The organism is Serratia odorifera (assembly GCF_041448735.1).
Taxonomy (GTDB): domain Bacteria; phylum Pseudomonadota; class Gammaproteobacteria; order Enterobacterales; family Enterobacteriaceae; genus Serratia_F; species Serratia_F odorifera.
On sequence record NZ_JBGMUT010000008.1, the window covers coordinates 90,251 to 109,153 of the forward strand.

General features: G+C 58.1%; 12 protein-coding genes. 6 read left to right on the forward strand and 6 right to left on the reverse strand.

Annotated elements, in window-relative coordinates:
- Window positions 1-14 precede the first annotated feature (14 nt).
- Window positions 15-608: a YhgN family NAAT transporter gene (locus ACCC84_RS18080; RefSeq protein ID WP_039992462.1), complete on the reverse strand. Its 594-nt coding sequence runs from the start codon at window positions 606-608 to the stop codon at window positions 15-17.
- A 186-nt stretch (window positions 609-794) separates the two neighbouring features.
- Here ACCC84_RS18080 and asd point away from each other — a divergent pair, with 186 nt between their 5' ends.
- From asd to glgP, 6 genes are all read left to right on the forward strand, one after another.
- Window positions 795-1,901, forward strand: coding sequence for an aspartate-semialdehyde dehydrogenase (asd, locus tag ACCC84_RS18085; RefSeq protein ID WP_004956381.1), 1,107 nt, complete (start codon window positions 795-797; stop codon window positions 1,899-1,901).
- Window positions 1,902-2,243: 342 nt separating this feature from the next.
- Window positions 2,244-4,430, forward strand: a complete 2,187-nt coding sequence (gene glgB, locus ACCC84_RS18090; protein ID WP_371902146.1) for a 1,4-alpha-glucan branching enzyme — start codon at window positions 2,244-2,246, stop codon at window positions 4,428-4,430.
- Window positions 4,427-6,403: a glycogen debranching protein GlgX gene (gene glgX, locus ACCC84_RS18095; protein WP_198773700.1), complete on the forward strand. Its 1,977-nt coding sequence runs from the start codon at window positions 4,427-4,429 to the stop codon at window positions 6,401-6,403. The genes glgB and glgX overlap by 4 nt, the downstream gene beginning before the upstream one ends.
- A 12-nt stretch (window positions 6,404-6,415) precedes the next feature.
- A complete protein-coding gene (gene glgC, locus ACCC84_RS18100; protein ID WP_004956377.1) occupies window positions 6,416-7,693 on the forward strand; it encodes a glucose-1-phosphate adenylyltransferase in 1,278 nt (425 codons plus the stop codon).
- Between the two features lie 87 nt (window positions 7,694-7,780).
- On the forward strand, window positions 7,781-9,214 hold the full coding sequence (glgA, locus tag ACCC84_RS18105; protein ID WP_371902147.1) for a glycogen synthase GlgA: 1,434 nt from the start codon (window positions 7,781-7,783) through the stop codon (window positions 9,212-9,214).
- Window positions 9,215-9,338: 124 nt separating this feature from the next.
- Entirely contained in the window at window positions 9,339-11,786 is a 2,448-nt protein-coding gene (glgP, locus tag ACCC84_RS18110) for a glycogen phosphorylase (RefSeq protein WP_004956375.1), read from the forward strand.
- 53 nt (window positions 11,787-11,839) lie between these two features.
- Here the strand turns inward: glgP and glpD are convergent, their stop codons facing one another.
- From glpD to malT, 5 genes are all read right to left on the reverse strand, one after another.
- The gene (glpD, locus tag ACCC84_RS18115) at window positions 11,840-13,348 is read right to left on the reverse strand and encodes a glycerol-3-phosphate dehydrogenase (RefSeq protein WP_004956374.1); all 1,509 of its coding nucleotides are present in this window, start codon (window positions 13,346-13,348) and stop codon (window positions 11,840-11,842) included.
- 210 nt (window positions 13,349-13,558) lie between these two features.
- Window positions 13,559-14,317, reverse strand: coding sequence for a DeoR/GlpR family transcriptional regulator (locus tag ACCC84_RS18120; RefSeq protein ID WP_004956373.1), 759 nt, complete (start codon window positions 14,315-14,317; stop codon window positions 13,559-13,561).
- A gap of 28 nt (window positions 14,318-14,345) precedes the next feature.
- Window positions 14,346-15,182 (reverse strand): rhomboid family intramembrane serine protease GlpG, encoded by an 837-nt coding sequence (gene glpG / locus ACCC84_RS18125; RefSeq protein ID WP_371902148.1) that lies wholly within the window; start codon window positions 15,180-15,182, stop codon window positions 14,346-14,348.
- Between the two features lie 367 nt (window positions 15,183-15,549).
- Window positions 15,550-15,876 carry a thiosulfate sulfurtransferase GlpE gene (glpE, locus tag ACCC84_RS18130; protein WP_004956371.1) on the reverse strand — a complete coding sequence of 109 codons (327 nt, stop codon included), beginning with the start codon at window positions 15,874-15,876 and terminating at the stop codon, window positions 15,550-15,552.
- A gap of 120 nt (window positions 15,877-15,996) precedes the next feature.
- Window positions 15,997-18,711, reverse strand: coding sequence for an HTH-type transcriptional regulator MalT (malT, locus tag ACCC84_RS18135; protein WP_004956369.1), 2,715 nt, complete (start codon window positions 18,709-18,711; stop codon window positions 15,997-15,999).
- Between the last annotated feature and the right edge of the window lie 192 nt (window positions 18,712-18,903).

Here is an 18,903-nt window from a genome sequence, read left to right on the forward strand (position 1 = left end):
TTCCTTTCCCCTTGCTACAGTTTCAGATAGGCGCGCACGCCGTCCAGAAACATCTGCGTTGACAGCATCACCAGCACCAGTCCCATCAAACGCTCCAGCGCGCTGACGCCCTTGCTGCCCAATAGACGCAAAAACAGGTTCGACATCAGCAGGATGGCGGCAGAAATCCCCCAGGCAATCAGCAATGCGACCACCAGATGTCCCAGTTGGTTAGGGTATTGATGCGACAGCAGCATCAGCGCTGCCAATATCGATGGCCCGGCCACCAACGGGATCGCCAGCGGCACCAGAAAAGGCTCCTCACCGGCGGAAAGACCGCTGCTGTTGCCTTCCTGTGACGGGAAAATCATCTTGATGGCAATCAGGAACAGAATGATGCCGCCGGAAATGGAGACCGTTTCAGTGCGCAGGTTGAGGAAGGCCAGAATATTTTCGCCGGCAAACAGAAATATCAGCATCAGTATCAGCGCAATCAGCAGCTCGCGGATTAGCACAATGCGCCGACGGCGAGGTTCCAGATGCTTGAGCACCGACATGAAAATCGGCAGATTACCGAGTGGATCCATAATTAAAAACAGCAACACCGTCGCTGAAATCATCTCTGTCATCATTACCTCAACCGCGGTCAGGGGCAGTAAAATGGCTGCCTGCCCTCCCGCCTATAAGAAGGATTGCTGAGAAATGCCCAGCCATCGATTAAATTCACTTTGCGCCTGCGCCGACATTTTGTAAGGTGGGGACATTGTGTCCCTCTCTACAAATTTGTCGTCATCCTCCAAGGCAGGACAGTTATCATGAAAAACGTTGGTTTAGTCGGTTGGCGCGGTATGGTCGGCTCTGTGCTCATGCAACGCATGGCAGAAGAGCGCGATTTTGACGCCATCCGCCCGGTATTCTTTTCTACATCTCAGCACGGTTCCGCCGCGCCAGCCATCGGCGGCCAGCAGAACGGCACGCTGCAAGATGCTTACGATATCGATGCGCTAGCCGCGCTTGATATTATCATCACCTGCCAGGGCGGCGATTACACTAACGAAGTTTATCCCAAGCTGCGTGAAAGTGGCTGGCAGGGTTACTGGATTGACGCCGCGTCATCTCTGCGCATGCAGGACGACGCCATTATCATTCTGGACCCGGTCAACCACGCGGTTATCCAGCAAGGGCTGGATAAAGGCATTAAAACCTTTGTCGGTGGTAACTGCACCGTCAGCCTGATGCTGATGTCGCTGGGCGGCCTGTTTGCCAACGATCTGGTGGAGTGGGCATCGGTCTCCACCTATCAGGCGGCATCCGGCGGCGGCGCGCGCCATATGCGCGAACTGCTGGTGCAAATGGGCATGCTGCACGCCGACGTGGCAAAAGAGCTGCAAAACCCGGCGTCGGCCATTCTGGATATCGAACGTAAAGTGACCGGGGCCACCCGTTCCGGCGTGTTGCCGACCGACAATTTTGGTGTGCCGTTGGCCGGCAGCCTGATCCCATGGATCGACAAGCAGCTTGATAACGGCCAGAGTCGTGAAGAGTGGAAAGGCCAGGCGGAAACCAACAAGATCCTGTCCACCTCCAGCGTTATCCCGGTTGATGGCCTGTGCGTGCGCGTTGGCGCGCTGCGCTGCCACAGCCAGGCGTTCACCCTGAAACTCAAGCAAGACGTGCCGCTGCCGGAAATCGAACAGCTGCTGGCAACCCATAATGACTGGGTGCGGGTGATCCCGAACGACCGCGAACTGACGATGCGTGAACTGACGCCTGCCGCAGTGACCGGCACGCTGAACACCCCGGTCGGTCGTTTGCGCAAGCTGAACATGGGGCCGGAATACCTGTCGGCCTTCACCGTCGGCGACCAGTTGCTGTGGGGTGCGGCGGAACCGCTGCGTCGCATGCTGCGCATTCTGCTGTAAAAATAACCGACACATACCGGGGCTGGTGCCAGCCAGCCCCATCAAGCCCCCATTTCTGCCGTTTTCCCCATTGTGGCTGAAAAATTTTCCTCACCGCTATCGCCGTTTTTTTATTCGTCTTTGGCTATGCTTACTGTGTAGATGATTGAATTTTCATCTCTGCTAGGAATATGTCTAAAAAGAAGCAGAAAGAGCGATCTACAGGTCGGACGCGTAAAGTTTAATCAATAACCGACCGCAATCACGCTTTAGTCATCGAATGAATTGCATGATAAACACAACGGCGAACGTTTAAAAAATGTAGCCCTTAGGGATCATGCTATTAAGCAAAGGGAGAAGAACATGCCTGTACTTCCCGATCGTGACGTGATTAATCAGTTGATTTCCGGTAATTATGCCGATCCGTTCTCCCTGCTTGGCATGCATGTCACCGCAGCGGGCCTACAGGTGCGAGCGTTATTCCCTGATGCCAGCGAGGTATGGCTGGTGGATGCACAAACCGGTCGTCGGGTAACGCAGCTCGACTGCCTGGAACCGAGAGGCTTCTTCTGCGCTACCGTTCCTCGTCGTAAAAATCCTTTTCACTACCAGTTTTCGGTTAAATGGCAACAACATCAACAATTGTTGGAAGATCCCTACCGTTTTGGCACACTTTTGCAGGAGATCGACAGCTGGCTATTGGCTGAAGGCACCCATTTGCGACCCTATGAACGCCTGGGAGCCCATCTGAGCGAACTGGACGGCGTGGCTGGCGTCAGCTTTGCGGTATGGGCGCCAAATGCCCAGCGCGTTTCGGTGGTGGGGGAGTTCAACTTTTGGGATGGCCGCCGTCATCCGATGCGTCTGCGCAAAGAGAACGGCATCTGGGAACTGTTCCTGCCGGGGGTGAGCGCAGGTCAGCTGTATAAATATGAAATCATCGACTGTTACGGCAATACCCAGCTCAAGGCCGATCCCTATGCGTTTGAGGCGCAAATGCGCCCGGATACCGCTTCGCTGGTCGCCCTATTGCCCGAGGTGGTAGAAAACACGACGCAGCGCCAGCAAGCCAACGGTTTCGATCGGCCGGTTTCAATCTATGAGGTGCATCTTGGTTCGTGGCGTCGGCACAGTGACAACAATTTCTGGCTCAGCTATCAGGAGCTGGCGGAACAGCTGATCCCGTATGTGAAACAGATGGGGTTTACCCATCTCGAACTGCTGCCGATCAACGAACATCCGTTCGACGGCAGCTGGGGCTATCAACCGCTGGGGCTGTATGCTCCGACCCGTCGCTTTGGCACGCCGGCGGAGTTCAGGGCTTTTGTGGCAGCGGCGCATCAGGCTGGTATCAACGTGATCCTTGACTGGGTGCCTGGGCATTTCCCCAGCGACGCCTACGGACTGGCCAATTTTGACGGTACCGCGCTGTATGAATATGCCGACCCGCGTGAAGGTTTCCACCAGGACTGGAACACGCTGATCTACAACTACGGTCGCCATGAGGTGCGCAACTATCTGGCGGGAAACGCCTTTTTTTGGCTGGAACGCTACGGTATCGATGGGCTACGGGTGGACGCGGTCGCCTCGATGATCTATCGCGACTACAGCCGCGCCGAGGGCGAGTGGGTACCGAACTACTACGGCGGCAATGAAAACCTCGAAGCTATCGCCTTCCTGCGGTACACCAACCACACGCTGGGCAAGGCGCGGCCAGGCGCGGTAACGCTGGCGGAAGAGTCCACCGACTATCCCGGCGTCACGTTGCCGCCGGAGTCTAACGGACTGGGGTTCCATTACAAATGGAACCTGGGCTGGATGCACGACACGCTGAACTACATGCAGTGTGATCCGGTGCATCGCAAATATCACCATAACCAAATGACCTTCGGCATGCTGTATGCCTACACCGAAAACTTCGTGCTACCAATTTCCCATGACGAAGTAGTGCACGGCAAACGTTCGGTGCTGGATCGGATGCCGGGCGACGCCTGGCAGAAGTTCGCCAATCTGCGCGCCTATTACGGTTTTATGTGGGCGCACCCCGGCAAAAAACTGCTGTTTATGGGCTGTGAATTTGCCCAGGGACGCGAATGGAACTTCGACACCAGCCTGGACTGGCATTTGCTGGAAGGACTGGACGGTTGGCACCACGGCGTTCAGCGGCTGGTGCGCGATCTCAACCATTGCTACCAGAACACGCCGCCGCTGTACCAACGCGACTATCTGCCGGACGGCTTTGAATGGCTGGTGGTAGACGATTTCGACAACTCGGTCTTTGCCTTTGCCCGCTACGACGCCGACGGTAACCAACTGATTGCCGTCAGCAATTTTACCCCGGTGCCGCGCCACCAGTATCGCATCGGCCTTTCCCAACCGGGCACCTATCGGGAAATACTCAATACCGATTCGCACCATTACCACGGCAGCAATACCGGTAATCAGGGCCGGGTTCAATCGCAGGCGATCGGCAGCCACGGCCGCGATCATTCGATCGACATTACCGTCCCGCCACTGGCAACGCTGTACCTGCTGCGGGAGGCGCCATGAGGGAATTGCAACCCGGTGTTGCCGCCCCTTACGGCGCCCATTTCGACGGCAGTGGCGTCAACTTCGTGCTGTTTTCAGCCAATGCCACGCGGGTGGAGCTGTGCCTGTTTGATGCCGAGCAGCGTGAAACCCGCCTGCCGTTACCGGCGCGCAGCGGCGATATCTGGCACGGTTATCTGCCGGGAGGTCGGCCGGGCCTGCGTTACGCTTATCGGGTGCACGGCCCGTTTGCGCCGGCGCAGGGGTTGCGTTTCAATCCGCAAAAACTGCTGCTGGATCCGGCCACCCGCGCGGTCGAAGGCCCGGTTGACGACGATCCTCGGCTGCACGGTGGTTATCAGCAGGCCGATGAACACGACAGCGCGACCCTGATGCCCAAATGTATCGTGGTGGATGAGACCTACGATTGGCAGGACGATCGCGCGCCGGCCACGCCGTGGGGAGAAACGGTAATTTACGAAGCCCATGTGCGCGGTCTGACGCTGCAACACCCGGCGATCCCGCCGGCGCTGCGCGGCAGCTTTGCGGCATTGGGTCACCCGGCGATGATCGCCTACTTCACTCACTTGGGCATTACTGCGCTAGAGCTGTTGCCAGTCCAGCAACATACCACCGAGCCACGCTTGCAGCAGCTCGGGCTACAGAACTACTGGGGCTATAACGTGCTGGCGCCGTACGCGCCGGATCATCGCTATGCCAGCCAGTCGTCGCCGTTGCGCGAGTTCCGCGACGCGGTAAAAGCCCTGCATCGCGCCGGTATTGAAGTGATTCTGGACGTGGTGTTTAACCACAGCGCCGAGCTGGATATCGACGGGCCGACGCTGTCGCTGCGCGGTATCGACAACCCGAGCTATTACTGGCTGAACCCGGACGGCGACTATACCAACGTCACCGGCTGCGGCAACACGCTGCGGCTTGACCAACCGTCGGGCGTGGCATGGGTGATGGATTGCCTGCGTTTTTGGGCGCGCGAGTGCCACGTCGACGGCTTTCGTTTCGATTTGGGCACGGTCTTGGGCCGCAGGCCAGCATTCGATCGTGACGCGCCGCTGTTTCAGGCGATGCTGGCGGACGACACCCTGTCCCGCTGCAAGCTGATCGCCGAACCGTGGGATATCGGCCCGGGCGGCTATCAGGTGGGGGGTTTTCCCGGTCGTTTTGCCGAGTGGAACGACCACTATCGTGACGATATGCGGCGTTTCTGGCTGCTGGGCGACTTGCCGCTTGGCGCATTCGCCCAGCGCTTTGCCGCCTCCAGCGAGGTGTTTGACCGGCGTGGCCGGGCACCCTATGCCAGCGTCAACATGCTCACCGCCCACGACGGCTTTACCCTGCAGGATCTGGTGAGCTACAACCAGCGGCACAACCAGCCGAACGGCGAAGACAACCGTGACGGCAACGGGCGTAATTACAGCTATAACCACGGCGTGGAAGGGCCAACCGATGATGCCGAGGTGAGGCAGCGCCGCGGTCGCAGCCAACGAGCGCTACTTGCCACGCTGTTGCTGTCGCAGGGCACGCCGATGCTGTTGGCTGGCGACGAGCATGGTCACAGCCAGCACGGTAACAACAACGCCTATTGCCAGGATAATGCCACTACCTGGCTGGACTGGCAGTCGGCGGATCGGGCGCTGCTCGACTATACCGCTGCACTGATCCGCCTACGGCGACAAATTCCCGCCCTGCGTCAGGATCGCTGGTGGCAGGAGGGGGATGGTTGCGTGCAATGGCTGAATGCGCAGGGCCAGCCGCTTGGCGCATCGCAGTGGGAGCATGCGCCACCACAGCTGCAAATTCGGCTGTCCCAACGTTGGCTGGTGGTGATTAATGCCGGCCCCGAGACGGTCGATATGACCTTGCCTGCCGGCGATTGGCAGCTAGTCACCCCGTTTGTTCAGGAAGACTCGCAGGCGGATTTGCCCGCCTGGCGCCAGCCTGCGCACTCGCTTTGCGTACTGGCAGACAATAATTAAAAGGAGTCAATCATGGTTAGATTTGAAAACAAAGACCCTTTGATGTTGGCGCGGCAATTGCCGATCAAATCCGTTGCCCTGATTCTGGCCGGTGGCCGCGGCTCACGCCTGAAAGACTTAACCTCGACCCGCGCCAAGCCTGCGGTGCACTTTGGCGGCAAGTTTCGCATTATCGATTTCGCCCTGTCCAACTGCCTGAATTCAGGTATCCGACGGATTGGGGTGATCACTCAATACCAGTCCCACACCCTGGTACAGCACATTCAGCGTGGCTGGTCGTTCCTCAATGAGGAAATGAACGAGTTTGTCGATCTGTTGCCGGCACAGCAGCGGCTTAGCACCGAACACTGGTACAAGGGCACCGCCGACGCGGTGTATCAGAACCTGGATATCATCCGCCGTTACGATGCGGAATACGTGGTGATTCTGGCCGGCGATCATATCTACAAGATGGATTATTCGCGCATGCTGATCGACCACGTCGAAAAGGGCGCGCAGTGCACCGTGGCCTGCCTGCCGGTGCCGTTGCAGCAAGCCAGCGAGTTCGGCGTGATGAAAGTGGATGAAAACGACCGAGTGCTGGAATTTCTGGAAAAACCCGCGCAGCCGCCGGCGATGCCGGACAACCCGGATATGGCGCTCGCCAGCATGGGCATTTATATCTTTAATGCGGACTATCTGTTCACCCTATTGGAAGAGGACATGTCGACGCCGGATTCCAGCCATGACTTCGGCAAGGATCTGATACCGAAGATTACCGCGCAGCACGCCGCCTGGGCGCATCCCTTTACGCTGTCCTGCGTAACCTCCAATCCGGAGCTGCCGCCGTATTGGCGCGATGTTGGCACGTTGGAAGCCTATTGGCGCGCCAATCTGGATTTGGCGTCGGTGACGCCGGAGCTGGATATGTACGACCGCGCCTGGCCGATTCGCACACACATGGAACCGTTGCCGCCGGCCAAGTTCGTACAGGATCGCTCCGGCAGCCATGGCATGACCATGAACTCGCTGGTGTCCGGCGGCTGCATTGTTTCCGGCTCGGTGGTGGTGCATTCGGTGTTGTTCCCGCGTGTGCGGGTGAACTCCTTCTGTACCATCGATTCCACGGTGTTGTTGCCGGACGTCAACGTCGGCCGTTCCTGCCGACTGCGGCGCTGCATCATCGACCGTGCCTGTCAGATCCCGGAAGGCATGGTGATTGGCGAAAATGCCGATGAAGACAGTAAGCGTTTCTATCGCTCTGAAGGCGGCATCGTGCTGGTCACGCGCGACATGCTGTCGAAGTTATAGCGGGTCGCCCTTGACCCCGTGGGCGCGCTGGTCGCGTCCTTACGTGTCTCCCAGCGCCCGTTAGCGGGCCGAATTTCAGGAGTAGCGATGCAGGTATTACACGTATGTTCTGAGATGTTCCCACTGCTCAAAACCGGCGGGCTTGCAGACGTGGTCGGCGCGCTGCCGGCGGCGCAGATTGACGCCGGCGCCGACGTGCGGGTGTTATTGCCCGCTTTCCCTGATCTGCGCACCGGCATTGCCGAAACCGTACTGGTGGCGGAAATCGACTCGTTCGCCGGCCGCGTCGGGCTGCGCTACGGCAGCTATCATGGCGTTGGCATCTATCTGATTGATGCGCCCTGGCTTTACGATCGACCCGGCAGCCCGTACCACGACCAGTCGATGTATGCCTACCCCGACAACCACCGGCGCTTTGCGCTGCTTGGCTGGATGGCCTGTGAACTGGCCAAAGGGCTGGATCGCTATTGGCGGCCAGCGCTGGTACATGCCCATGACTGGCACGCCGGGCTGACCTGCGCCTATCTGGCGGCAAACGGTCACCCGGCACGTTCGGTGTTTACCGTGCACAACCTGGCCTATCAGGGCATGTTTTCCGCACATCACGTCACCGAGCTGTGGCTTCCCCAGTCGTTCTATGACATTTACGGCCTCGAGTTTCACGGGCAGATGTCCTTTCTGAAGGCTGGGTTGTTCTATGCCGATCACATCACCGCCGTCAGCCCGACCTACGCGCGTGAAATCACCCGACCGGAGTTTGGCTACGGTATGGAAGGGCTATTGCAGGAGCGGCAGCATCAGGGGCGGTTGAGCGGCATTCTGAACGGCGTCGACGAAAAAATCTGGGATCCGGCCAACGACGCGCGGCTCCGGGCGCGTTATGACGCCGACGATCTGAAAGAAAAAGTGAAAAACAAACTGCATCTGCAAAAGGCCATGGGGCTGAAAATGGATGAGTCGGTGCCGCTGTTTGCGGTGGTCAGTCGGCTGACCAGCCAAAAAGGGCTGGATCTGGTGCTGGAGGCGTTGCCAGCGTTGTTGGAGCAGGGCGGGCAACTGGCGCTGCTCGGTGCCGGCGATGCGGTATTGCAACAGGCGTTTCTGGCGGCGGCCGCCGATTATCCGGAACAGGTCGGGGTGCAGATCGGCTATCACGAAGCCTTCTCCCACCGCATTATCGGCGGGGCTGATGTGATTATGGTGCCGAGCCGCTTCGAGCCCTGCGGCCTGACGCAACTGTACGGCCTGAAGTATGGCACGTTACCACTGGTACGGCGCACCGGTGGACTGGCGGACACGGTGGTGGACTGCGCGCTGGAAAATCTGGCCGACGGCACCGCCAGTGGATTCGTGTTTGATGACTGTGATGCCGTCGCGCTGGGCAATGCCATTCGGCGTGCCATGGTGTTGTGGAGCCGCCAGAAACACTGGCGTCACGTACAGCGTCATGCCATGAGTCTCGACTTTGGCTGGCAGGTAGCGGCAAAAGAATACCTGTCGCTGTATAGCCGGCTGCTTTGAGGCGGCTCCTGGTCTGGTTCGTCCCAGGCGGCTGCTTACCGATTCACAGCGCGCCGCCTGGGTGTAACACCTGCCCGGTAGGGTATATCCATGCTTGTTGTAATCACGCACTCGGGATTGAAAAATGACTTCACCGTTTAGCTACACCTCACCCACGGTCAGTGTCGAAGCGCTGAAACATTCCATTGCCTATAAGCTGATGTTTATCATTGGCAAGGATCCGGCCATTGCTACCCAGCATGACTGGCTTAACGCCGCCCTGTTTGCGGTGCGCGATCGCATGGTGGAACGCTGGCTGCGTTCCAACCGTGCCCAGCTGTCGCAGGACGTGCGGCAGGTGTATTACCTGTCGATGGAGTTCCTGCTTGGGCGCACGCTGTCGAACGCCCTGCTGTCGATGGGCATTTATCAGGATCTGCAGGACGCGCTGGAAGAGATGGGCCTGAGCCTCGGCGAGCTGTTGGAAGAAGAGAACGACCCGGGGCTTGGCAACGGTGGCTTGGGGCGGTTAGCCGCCTGTTTCCTGGATTCGCTGGCGACGCTGGCGCTGCCGGGGCGCGGTTACGGCATCCGCTACGAATACGGTATGTTCAAACAGAACATCGTGGACGGCCAGCAGATGGAATCACCCGACTATTGGCTGGAGTACGGTAATCCATGGGAGTTCCCGCGCCATAACACCCGTTACAAAGTGCGTTTTGGCGGACGAGTCCAGCAGGAAGGGGCGAAAACCCGCTGGGTAGAAACCGAAGAGGTGCTGGCGATTGCCTACGATCAGGTGATCCCCGGCTTTGACACTGACGCCACCAATACCCTGCGGCTGTGGAGTGCGCAGGCCAGTAATGAAATCAACCTGGGCAAGTTTAATCAGGGCGACTATTTTGCCGCGGTGGAAGATAAAAACCATTCTGAAAACGTATCGCGGGTGCTGTATCCGGATGACTCGACCTATTCCGGGCGTGAGCTACGGCTGCGGCAGGAGTATTTCCTGGTATCGGCGACGGTGCAGGATATCCTCAACCGCCATTGGGCGATGCATAAGACCTTTGATAATCTGGCAGACAAGATCGCCATTCACCTCAACGATACCCACCCGGTGCTGTCGATCCCGGAACTGATGCGGGTGCTGATTGACGAGCACAAATTCAATTGGCTCGACGCCTGGAGCGTGGTGGAAAAAGTGTTTTCCTACACCAACCACACGCTGATGAGCGAAGCGCTGGAAACCTGGCCGGTGGAGATGATCGGCAAGATCCTGCCGCGCCACCTGCAGCTGATCTTCGAAATCAACGATCATTTCCTCAAGTATGTGCAACAGGAGGCGCCGGGCGACAACGATCTGCTGGCGCGTTTGTCGATCATCGACGAACAGAACGGCCGCAAAGTGCGTATGGCGTGGCTGGCGGTGGTGGTCAGTCACAAGGTGAACGGCGTTTCTGCGCTGCATTCCGAACTGATGGTGCAATCGCTGTTTGCCGATTTTGCCCGCATCTTCCCCGATCGCTTTTGCAATAAAACCAACGGCGTCACGCCGCGACGCTGGCTGGGGCTGGCCAATCGCCCGCTGTCGGCGGTGCTGGACGATGCCATTGGCCACACCTGGCGCACCGATCTCAGCCAGTTGAGCGAGATTAAACCCAACGTCGATTACCCCAGTTTTCTACTGGCAGTACAGGAGGCCAAGCAGCAAAACAAACAGCGGCTGGCGGCTTACATCGCCCGCAAGCTGAACGTGGTGGTCAACCCGGATGCGTTGTTTGATGTACAGATCAAACGCATTCATGAATATAAACGCCAGCTGCTGAATGTGCTGCACGTCATCACCCGCTACAACCGGCTACTGCAAGATCCGGAAACCGAACGCGTGCCGCGCGTGGTGATTTTTGCCGGCAAGGCGGCGTCAGCCTACTACGCCGCCAAACAGATTATCCGCTTGATCAATGATGTGGCCAAGGTGATCAACCACGATCCGCGCGTGCACGATCGGCTTAAAGTGGTGTTTATTCCCAACTATGGCGTCAGCCTGGCGCAGATGATCATTCCGGCGGCAGACCTGTCCGAACAGATCTCGTTGGCCGGCACCGAGGCGTCCGGCACCAGCAACATGAAGTTTGCGCTCAACGGTGCGCTAACCATCGGCACGCTGGACGGTGCCAACGTTGAAATGCGCGAGCACGTCGGCGAAGACAATATCTTTATCTTTGGTAACACCGCCGAACAGGTCGAGGAGCTGCGGCGTAACGGGTACAACCCGCACCAGTATTATGAACAGGACGCCGAACTGCACCAGGCGCTGACGCAGATCGCCACTGGCGCCTTCAGCCCGGAGGAGCCCAAGCGCTACAGTAATCTGTTCGACTCGCTGGTTAATCTCGGCGACCATTATCAGCTGCTGGCGGATTATCGCAGCTATGTTGACACCCAGGACCGGGTCGACGAGCTGTATCGCCATCAGGATGAGTGGACGCGGCGGGCGGTGCTGAACATCGCCAACATGGGCTACTTCTCGTCCGATCGCACCATTCAGGAATATGCCGACCAGATCTGGCACATCAAGCCGGTGAAGCTGTAATAAAAAAGGGCCGGATTATCCGGCCCTGGTTTCACGGGGTGAGTACGCGGTTGTTACGAGGCCAGCGACAGCGTTTTCGCTTTCGCGTGTTCTGCCAGCCAGGCTTTGACGCGGGCCTGTTGCGCCTGATCCAGCCACATGCCGAGTTTGGTACGCCGCCAGATGGCGTCATCCAGCTCGACCACCCACTCTTTTTCCACCAGATAGCGCAGTTCGGCCTCATACAAACCGTGGCCGAAATCTTCGCCCAGTTCAGCCAGGCTGTTGGCATCGGCCAGGATCAGTGCGCTATGGCTGCCGTAGGTGCGCGCGTAACGGCGTGCCAGCGACTCTGGCAGCCAGCCGTGTTCACGTCGCAGTTTGGCCGCGTAGCCGTCGCGATCGCCGCCGATGTCACCGCCCGGCAATGCGCCGTTCTTGGTCCACGCCGGACCGGCTCCCGGGTAGTAACGGGCCAGTTTTTCCATCGCATGTTCTGCCAGCTTGCGGTAGGTGGTCAGTTTGCCGCCGAACACAGACAGCAGCGGCGCCTGGCCAGCAGCATCATGCACGTCCAGGGTGTAATCGCGAGTGACCGCCTGCGGCGAGTCGGACTCGTCGTCACACAGTGGGCGCACGCCGGAGTAGGTCCAGACGATATCATCGCGTCCCAGCTGCTTCTTGAAGTGGTCGTTATACACCTTCAGCAGGTAGTCGATTTCATTGTCGTCGATTTTCACGTCTTTCGGATCGCCGTGATACTCCACGTCGGTGGTGCCGATAATTGAAAACTCGTCCAGCCACGGGATGACGAACACGATGCGGTTGTCTTCGTTTTGCAGAATGTATGATTGCGGCTGGTTATGCGCTTTAGGCACCACTATGTGGCTGCCCTTGATCAGACGGATACCGTACGGCGATTTGAGCTTCAGACCGTCGTCGAAGAAGTGCTTCACCCACGGGCCGGTCGCATTCACCAGACCTTTGGCGCGCCAGGTGAAGGTTTTGCCGCTGTCGATATCGCTGGCTTCAACCATCCACAGGCCGTTTTCTCGCCATGCACGGGTCACTTTGGTGCGGGTACGCACTTCGCCGCCGCGTTCCACCACTTCCTGCGCGTTCAGTACCACCAGGCGCGCATCGTCGACCCAGCAGTCAGAATATTCGAAACCGCGCTTCAGTTCCGGCTTAAGTACCGATTCTGGTCCAAATCGCAACCCTTTGCTGCCCGGCAGGCTGGTACGCTTGCCCAGGTGATCGTACAGGAACAGACCGGTGCGGATCATCCAGGCCGGGCGCAGGTGCGGCTGGTGCGGCAGGCGGAAGCGCATCGGGAACGCGATGTGCGGCGCCAGTCGCAGCAACACTTCACGTTCGGCCAGCGCTTCGCTCACCAGACGGAATTCATAGTGTTCCAGGTAGCGCAAGCCGCCATGGATCAGTTTGGAGCTGGCGGAAGACGTAGCGCAGGCCAAGTCTTGCGCTTCCAGTAGCAGTACGGACAGCCCGCGCCCGGCAGCATCCGCCGCGATGCCGGCACCGTTGATGCCGCCACCGATAACGATCAAGTCTTTGGTTTCCACGTCACCTTCCTCCAGATGTTCGAAATAGCTCTTTCATGTTCGTTTTCGCTCATGATTGTAATCAAAAACCAACAAACAAGCCAAGCCTTAACCAAACAAAAACATTCTGGCGTGATAGAGATAACAGTTTGGTGATAATACCTATACAGAATGCAGGGGAATTAGGGCGACCCTCTCCCGCAGGGAGAGAGGGTTAATAACGGGCGGGGATTAGCACAGTTCGAGTTGGACGTCGTATTGCTCGATGATTTTCATCACGCTCGGCGGTGGCAGCTGGTCGGTGAACAGATAGTCGATCAGATTCATGTTGCCGAGATTAACCATTGCGTTGCGACCGAATTTTGAATGGTCGGTGACCAGCATGACGCAGCGCGAGTTTTCGATAATGGCGCGTTTGGTGCGCACTTCGTGATAGTCGAATTCGAGCAACGAGCCGTCCATATCGATACCGCTGATACCGAGGATGCCGTAGTCCAGGCGGAACTGGGAAATGAAATCCAGCGTCGCTTCGCCCATAATGCCACCGTCGCGGGTGCGCACTTCGCCGCCGGCCAGAATCAGCCGAAAATCTTCTTTGGCGGTCAGCAGCGTGGCGACGTTGAGGTTATTGGTCACTACCCGCAGGTTCTTGTGGTTCATCAACGCGTGAGCTACCGCTTCTGGCGTGGTGCCGATATCAATGAACAGCGTGGCGCCATCCGGGATCTGGCTGGCGACGCGTTGGGCGATGCGCGCCTTTTCTTCTGACCACATCACCTTGCGATCGTGGTAAGCGGCGTTCACCGAACTGGACGGCAGCGCCGCGCCGCCGTGATGACGCTGAATCTTGTTCTGATCGGCCAGGTCATTCAGATCGCGGCGAATCGTTTGCGGACTGACGTCAAAATGTTCGACCAGTTCTTCCGTGCTGACATATCCCTGTAGTCGCACCAGCTCGATAATTGCGTCATGACGCTGTGTTTGCTTCACGATAATCCCCTATATATGTACCTGGCTGTTATTGTTGGTGGCTTGCGCGATGTCGCGTATCCCAAAATGCCATCAGTAACCCTAACACTAAACCGGCGACGTGTGCCGCGTTGGCGATCGACATTCCTAAAATATCGAAGTAGCCGGCCACCAGCCACAGCACGGAAAACATCATCAGACCGCGTGGCAGCATCAGGCCGCGTTCCGGCGCGCGTTCGCCGCTCAGCCAGCTGTAGCCCATCAGCGCATAAACCACGCCGGACAGGCCGCCAAACAGCGCACCGCTGAACAGCGATTGCGCCCAGCCGCTGAAGAAGGCGGAAACCACCGCCAGCACGAACAGTTTACCGGCACCGAGGCGTTTTTCCATTGGGCCACCGAGATACCACCACCACAGCAGGTTGAAGATAATGTGCAGCAGCGAGAAATGCAGCAGGGCATGGCTGACCCAGCGCCACAGCTGGCTATATTGTTCGCTATTTTGCGGCCAGGACAGCCAGTACATCACGTTATCATCGCCCAATACCTGCATCAGCAGGTAGACCAGAATACACAGCACCATCACCGTTAACGTCAACGGGCCGGCTTTGCTGCGGATGATCTGCAGGTAGGAGACGTGCTCGTAGGGCATATCGGTGCCGGTGGTGCCGGTTTGCCAACTGGCGGCCTGGTAACGGCGGTTAAGCGGGTCAATCATAAACTGCTGCAGTTCATGCTGTACCTGCTCCAGGCGACCGTCGTCGGCCAACCAGATTTCCGCCGCCTCGCCGGTGTTATGCACCTCAAGCGTGATGCCCTGCGTAGCCATGTAATCGACAAAGGCCTGCGCCAGACGGGGGTTGGATACGGCGATCACTCGAACCATAAATAGGGGGATCCGTGATAAGTAGATGATTTCTGCCGCGGTTTGCACCACCAGCGGCAATCGACGGCTGATTATAACGTCGAAGCCCCGGGCATTGGCAATGCTTTAACTTTCGGCAACGCATTGTGCGTTAACGGGAGAGGGCAATCGATGTTGTGACAAAGAAAAGGGTGCGGTAGTGCCTTGAGGGTGTGGGATAAAGTCCGCAGGAAGCGCGAGCGCGCCCTTGGCGGTGCTGACAAATTTGCCGGGGGGAAGTTGCCTTACCCCCTGACATGGCTCATCGGCTGGGATCCACCGAGGTATCCCATCAACGCCGCGGGGTGTAGCAGCCAGCAGCGTTGTCACAGCCTCGGAGTGCCGGTGGTCAGACGGAGGTTTCTACCTCTTGCGGATATTGACGTAGCCAGGCTTCAAAGCCGCCGTCGATGCTGTAAACGGAATCAAATCCTTGATTAAGAAGATATTGTGCTGCGCTGCGGCTGCTGTTGCCGTGGTAGCACATCACCATGACCGGCCGGTCAAAATCATTCTGCTGCATAAATGCCGACAGGGTGGCGTTGGTCAGATGATAAGCGCCCGGCGTATGGCCGGCTTCAAAACTTTGTGGATCGCGAATGTCGACCAGCGCCGCACTGCCGTCTTTCCAGCGCGTGTAGGCCTGCTCAACATTGATCGCTTCAAACTGTTCCATGACTTCCGACTGCCTTTTAATGGGGGGACGCTGCTATTGTATCCAAAACTGCGCCATTTAAGACCAGAGCGTTGTTAAGGTTTTATACCCATCGCCGGTACCCGGCCGTCTTGCGGAGTTTCAGGCGCCATAACCCATCATTTTTAGTAACTGCTGAGCCTGTTGCACCGCTTCCTGACGATGAGCCACGCCCAGTTTCTGATACAGGTTGCGGATATGCGTTTTGATGGTGGTAGCGGCGACCGCCAGTTCACCGGCAATCTGATCGTTACTGTAACCGGAATAAATCAGCCCCAGCACCTGCCATTCGCGCTGGGTCAACGGGCTGGTGCGGATCAGTTCCGGCACCTGTGGGTGCGTTAGCAGCTTATCGACGAAGTTCTCGTCAAAATGCGCGAACTTGTGCCGATGATGTTGGTTGATATCACGCAGGATACGCTGTGCGCGGTGCTGTTCCAGTTCCGGCAGCGTATTCAGTTGGATCAGTTGGCGTAACTGCTGCGCCATGGCTTCGCCTTCAATCACGAAATGGCTGATAAAACCGGTGCGATTGGCCAGCGACAGGGCCTCGATCAACACGCGCTGTGCGTCGCCTTTACGCTCCATTTGCCAATAAAGCTGGTTGCTTAACAACAGGTTGCGATTAAGGTCGCTAACCAGCCGCAGCCGACGCGCATTGTCATTCAGTTCATCCAGCACCACTTCGGCTTCGTCATACTGACCCAGCAGGATCTGCACGCGGGCGATGTTGCGCCACTGGCCCTGCAGGAAGTGGTTATCCGCCATGCCCGGTTTTTCCGCGTGGCGCAGCCAGTTGGCGGCGGCGGCGGTATCTCCGGTCATCTGCCACAGCATCACCCGTGGCTTATCGGCGTTGGTCAGCCAGTCGCGGTGGTATTGGGTGCCATGCAGCAGGGCTTCGCAGCGTTGCAAATGGGCATGGGCGTTGTCCAGATCGCCGCGTGCCAGTGAACATTTCGCCAGCATGGCGATGCACTGCAACTGCTGTTGCGGCTGATAGTTGGCCAGAATCGACAGCCCCTGACGGGCTGCGTCTTCGGCTTCGTCAAGCCGCGACCATGACCATAAAACCTGCGCGCGGATGCGCAGCAGGAATTCGTGCATTGGCAACTGTTCCAGATGCTGCTCACGTACCAGTTCGAATGCCTTGTCCTGCGTTTCATAGGCCGCCTGCAAGAAGCCCTGCGCAATCAGGATTTCACTCTGTTGCAGCAGTGCCCACAGCGCGTAGTGGAAAGCCTGATGTCGGCGCGCCATCTGTTCGGTTTGTTGCATCATGGGCAGCGCACGTGCCAATTCACCTTTGCAGTGATGAATTTCACCGGTTACCGAGGTGGCGACGATGCGGCTGTAATAGCTCGACAGCGGCAGGAACTTCAGCGCTTCGGTCGCCAGCCGTTCCGCTTCCTCCGGTTTGCCGGCGTTGATCGCCACCTGCGCGCGCAGCGCGTCGAATTCGGCACGCAGCGTTTGGTCGACGGTGATTTGCTGATCGCGCATGGCCTGTTCGGCGCGTTCGAGCTGAGTATTTACCTCGATGTAACGGTGCTGGCTCTGCGCCAGCCAGGCTTGCAGCAGCGCCAGTTTCGGGTTTTGAATCAGCCGATCGTAAGGTAACGCGTTGAGGCACTCTTCCAGTAACGCCAGTTCGCTGTGATGGAATAGCGCCCAGGCGTGTTGCAACAGGATGTCGCGCAGCATGCTGACATCGCTGGCCGCCAGCGCATGGTGGATAGCTTCGGCCGGGTAACCGAGCGCCAGCCAGCCTTCGGCGGCGGCACGATGCAGACCCGGCAGCTCCAGCGCCAGTTCCCACTGGCAACGCTGCCGCAAAAAGGTGGCAAACAGCGGATGGAAGCAGAACCATTCGCCGGTATCATCCATGCGATGGATAAACATACCCTGGCGTTCCAGCTCCTCCAGTCGCTGCTGGCCGTTGTCTTCGCCGGTCAGGCGCACAATCAGCGCGTCGTTCATTGAGCGCAGCACCGAACAGCGCAGCAGGAAGGCGCGCGCTTCGGCGTCCACGTGATCCAGCACTTCATCGACCAGATAGTCTGATAGATGGCTGGCATTCAGCCCGGCCAGTCGCTTGGCGGACTGGTGTGCGGAGGAGCTGGACTGGCGTGCGGAAAGCGCGATCAGTTGTAAGGCGGTGGCCCAACCTTCGACCTCGTCACATAACCGGCTGCTGTCATGCTGTTCCAGCGGTGCGCTCAGACGGCAGTCGAAGAACTGTTTGGCTTCCTGATGGGTAAATGCCAGCAGCGGCGTGCCGAGTTCCAGCAGTTGATCGCGTACGCGCAGATTGGCAATCCCTAGCGGTGGCAGGGTGCGTGACAGCAGGATCAGCGACAGGTTTTCCGGCTGGTGGCGCAGGAAAAAACGCATCGCTTCGTGGATGACGTCATTGGTGATCAGGTGATAGTCATCGATCACCAGGTACAGCGGCTGATGCCATTCGGCCAGTTCGATAAACACCTGACCAAACAGCGCCGACAGGCTGGCGTATTGATGTTTTTGGCTCAGCGCTTCACTTTTGACGCAGTGCCCGCCGGACGCCTGCTGCAAGGCGGCAATCAGATAGCTGGCAAAACGCTCCGGTTGATTGTCGCTTTCGTCCAGGGAATACCAGCCGAGATCCGCCTTGCCGGCCGCCCATTGGGCGATCAACGTGGTTTTCCCGTATCCCGCCGGGCAGTTGACCAGCGTCAGGCGATAGTTCGCCGCACCGCTCAGTTTGGCCAGCAGACGATCGCGTACCACGGTATTTTGCAGCCGTACCGGGCGGCTCAATTTTGATGGGATAAGCATAGTATTCCAGAGTCAAAGCGCGGTTCCTGCCGCCGAAACCTGCCCGCAGGCACAGTTGCTTTTTACCTGTCGGGAACGGGGTGAGGTTAATTATTTTAGGGTTCGTAATTAATCACCCCGTTTAACTTCTGACAACGCCAGACGTATTGCAACAAGCTTCCGCTTTCGCTTGGCGGTAAGTTGCAGTCGATC

Bases quoted from the DNA above. Each gene is read 5' to 3' on its own strand.
- malT (WP_004956369.1), bottom strand. From the start codon at position 18,711: ATGCTTATCCCATCAAAATTGAGCCGCCCGGTACGGCTGCAAAATACC.
- glgX (WP_198773700.1), top strand. From the start codon at position 4,427: ATGAGGGAATTGCAACCCGGTGTTGCCGCCCCTTACGGCGCCCATTTC.
- glpG (WP_371902148.1), bottom strand. From the start codon at position 15,182: ATGGTTCGAGTGATCGCCGTATCCAACCCCCGTCTGGCGCAGGCCTTT.
- glgB (WP_371902146.1), top strand. From the start codon at position 2,244: ATGCCTGTACTTCCCGATCGTGACGTGATTAATCAGTTGATTTCCGGT.
- glpE (WP_004956371.1), bottom strand. From the start codon at position 15,876: ATGGAACAGTTTGAAGCGATCAATGTTGAGCAGGCCTACACGCGCTGG.
- glgA (WP_371902147.1), top strand. From the start codon at position 7,781: ATGCAGGTATTACACGTATGTTCTGAGATGTTCCCACTGCTCAAAACC.
- ACCC84_RS18080 (WP_039992462.1), bottom strand. From the start codon at position 608: ATGACAGAGATGATTTCAGCGACGGTGTTGCTGTTTTTAATTATGGAT.
- glgC (WP_004956377.1), top strand. From the start codon at position 6,416: ATGGTTAGATTTGAAAACAAAGACCCTTTGATGTTGGCGCGGCAATTG.
- asd (WP_004956381.1), top strand. From the start codon at position 795: ATGAAAAACGTTGGTTTAGTCGGTTGGCGCGGTATGGTCGGCTCTGTG.
- glgP (WP_004956375.1), top strand. From the start codon at position 9,339: ATGACTTCACCGTTTAGCTACACCTCACCCACGGTCAGTGTCGAAGCG.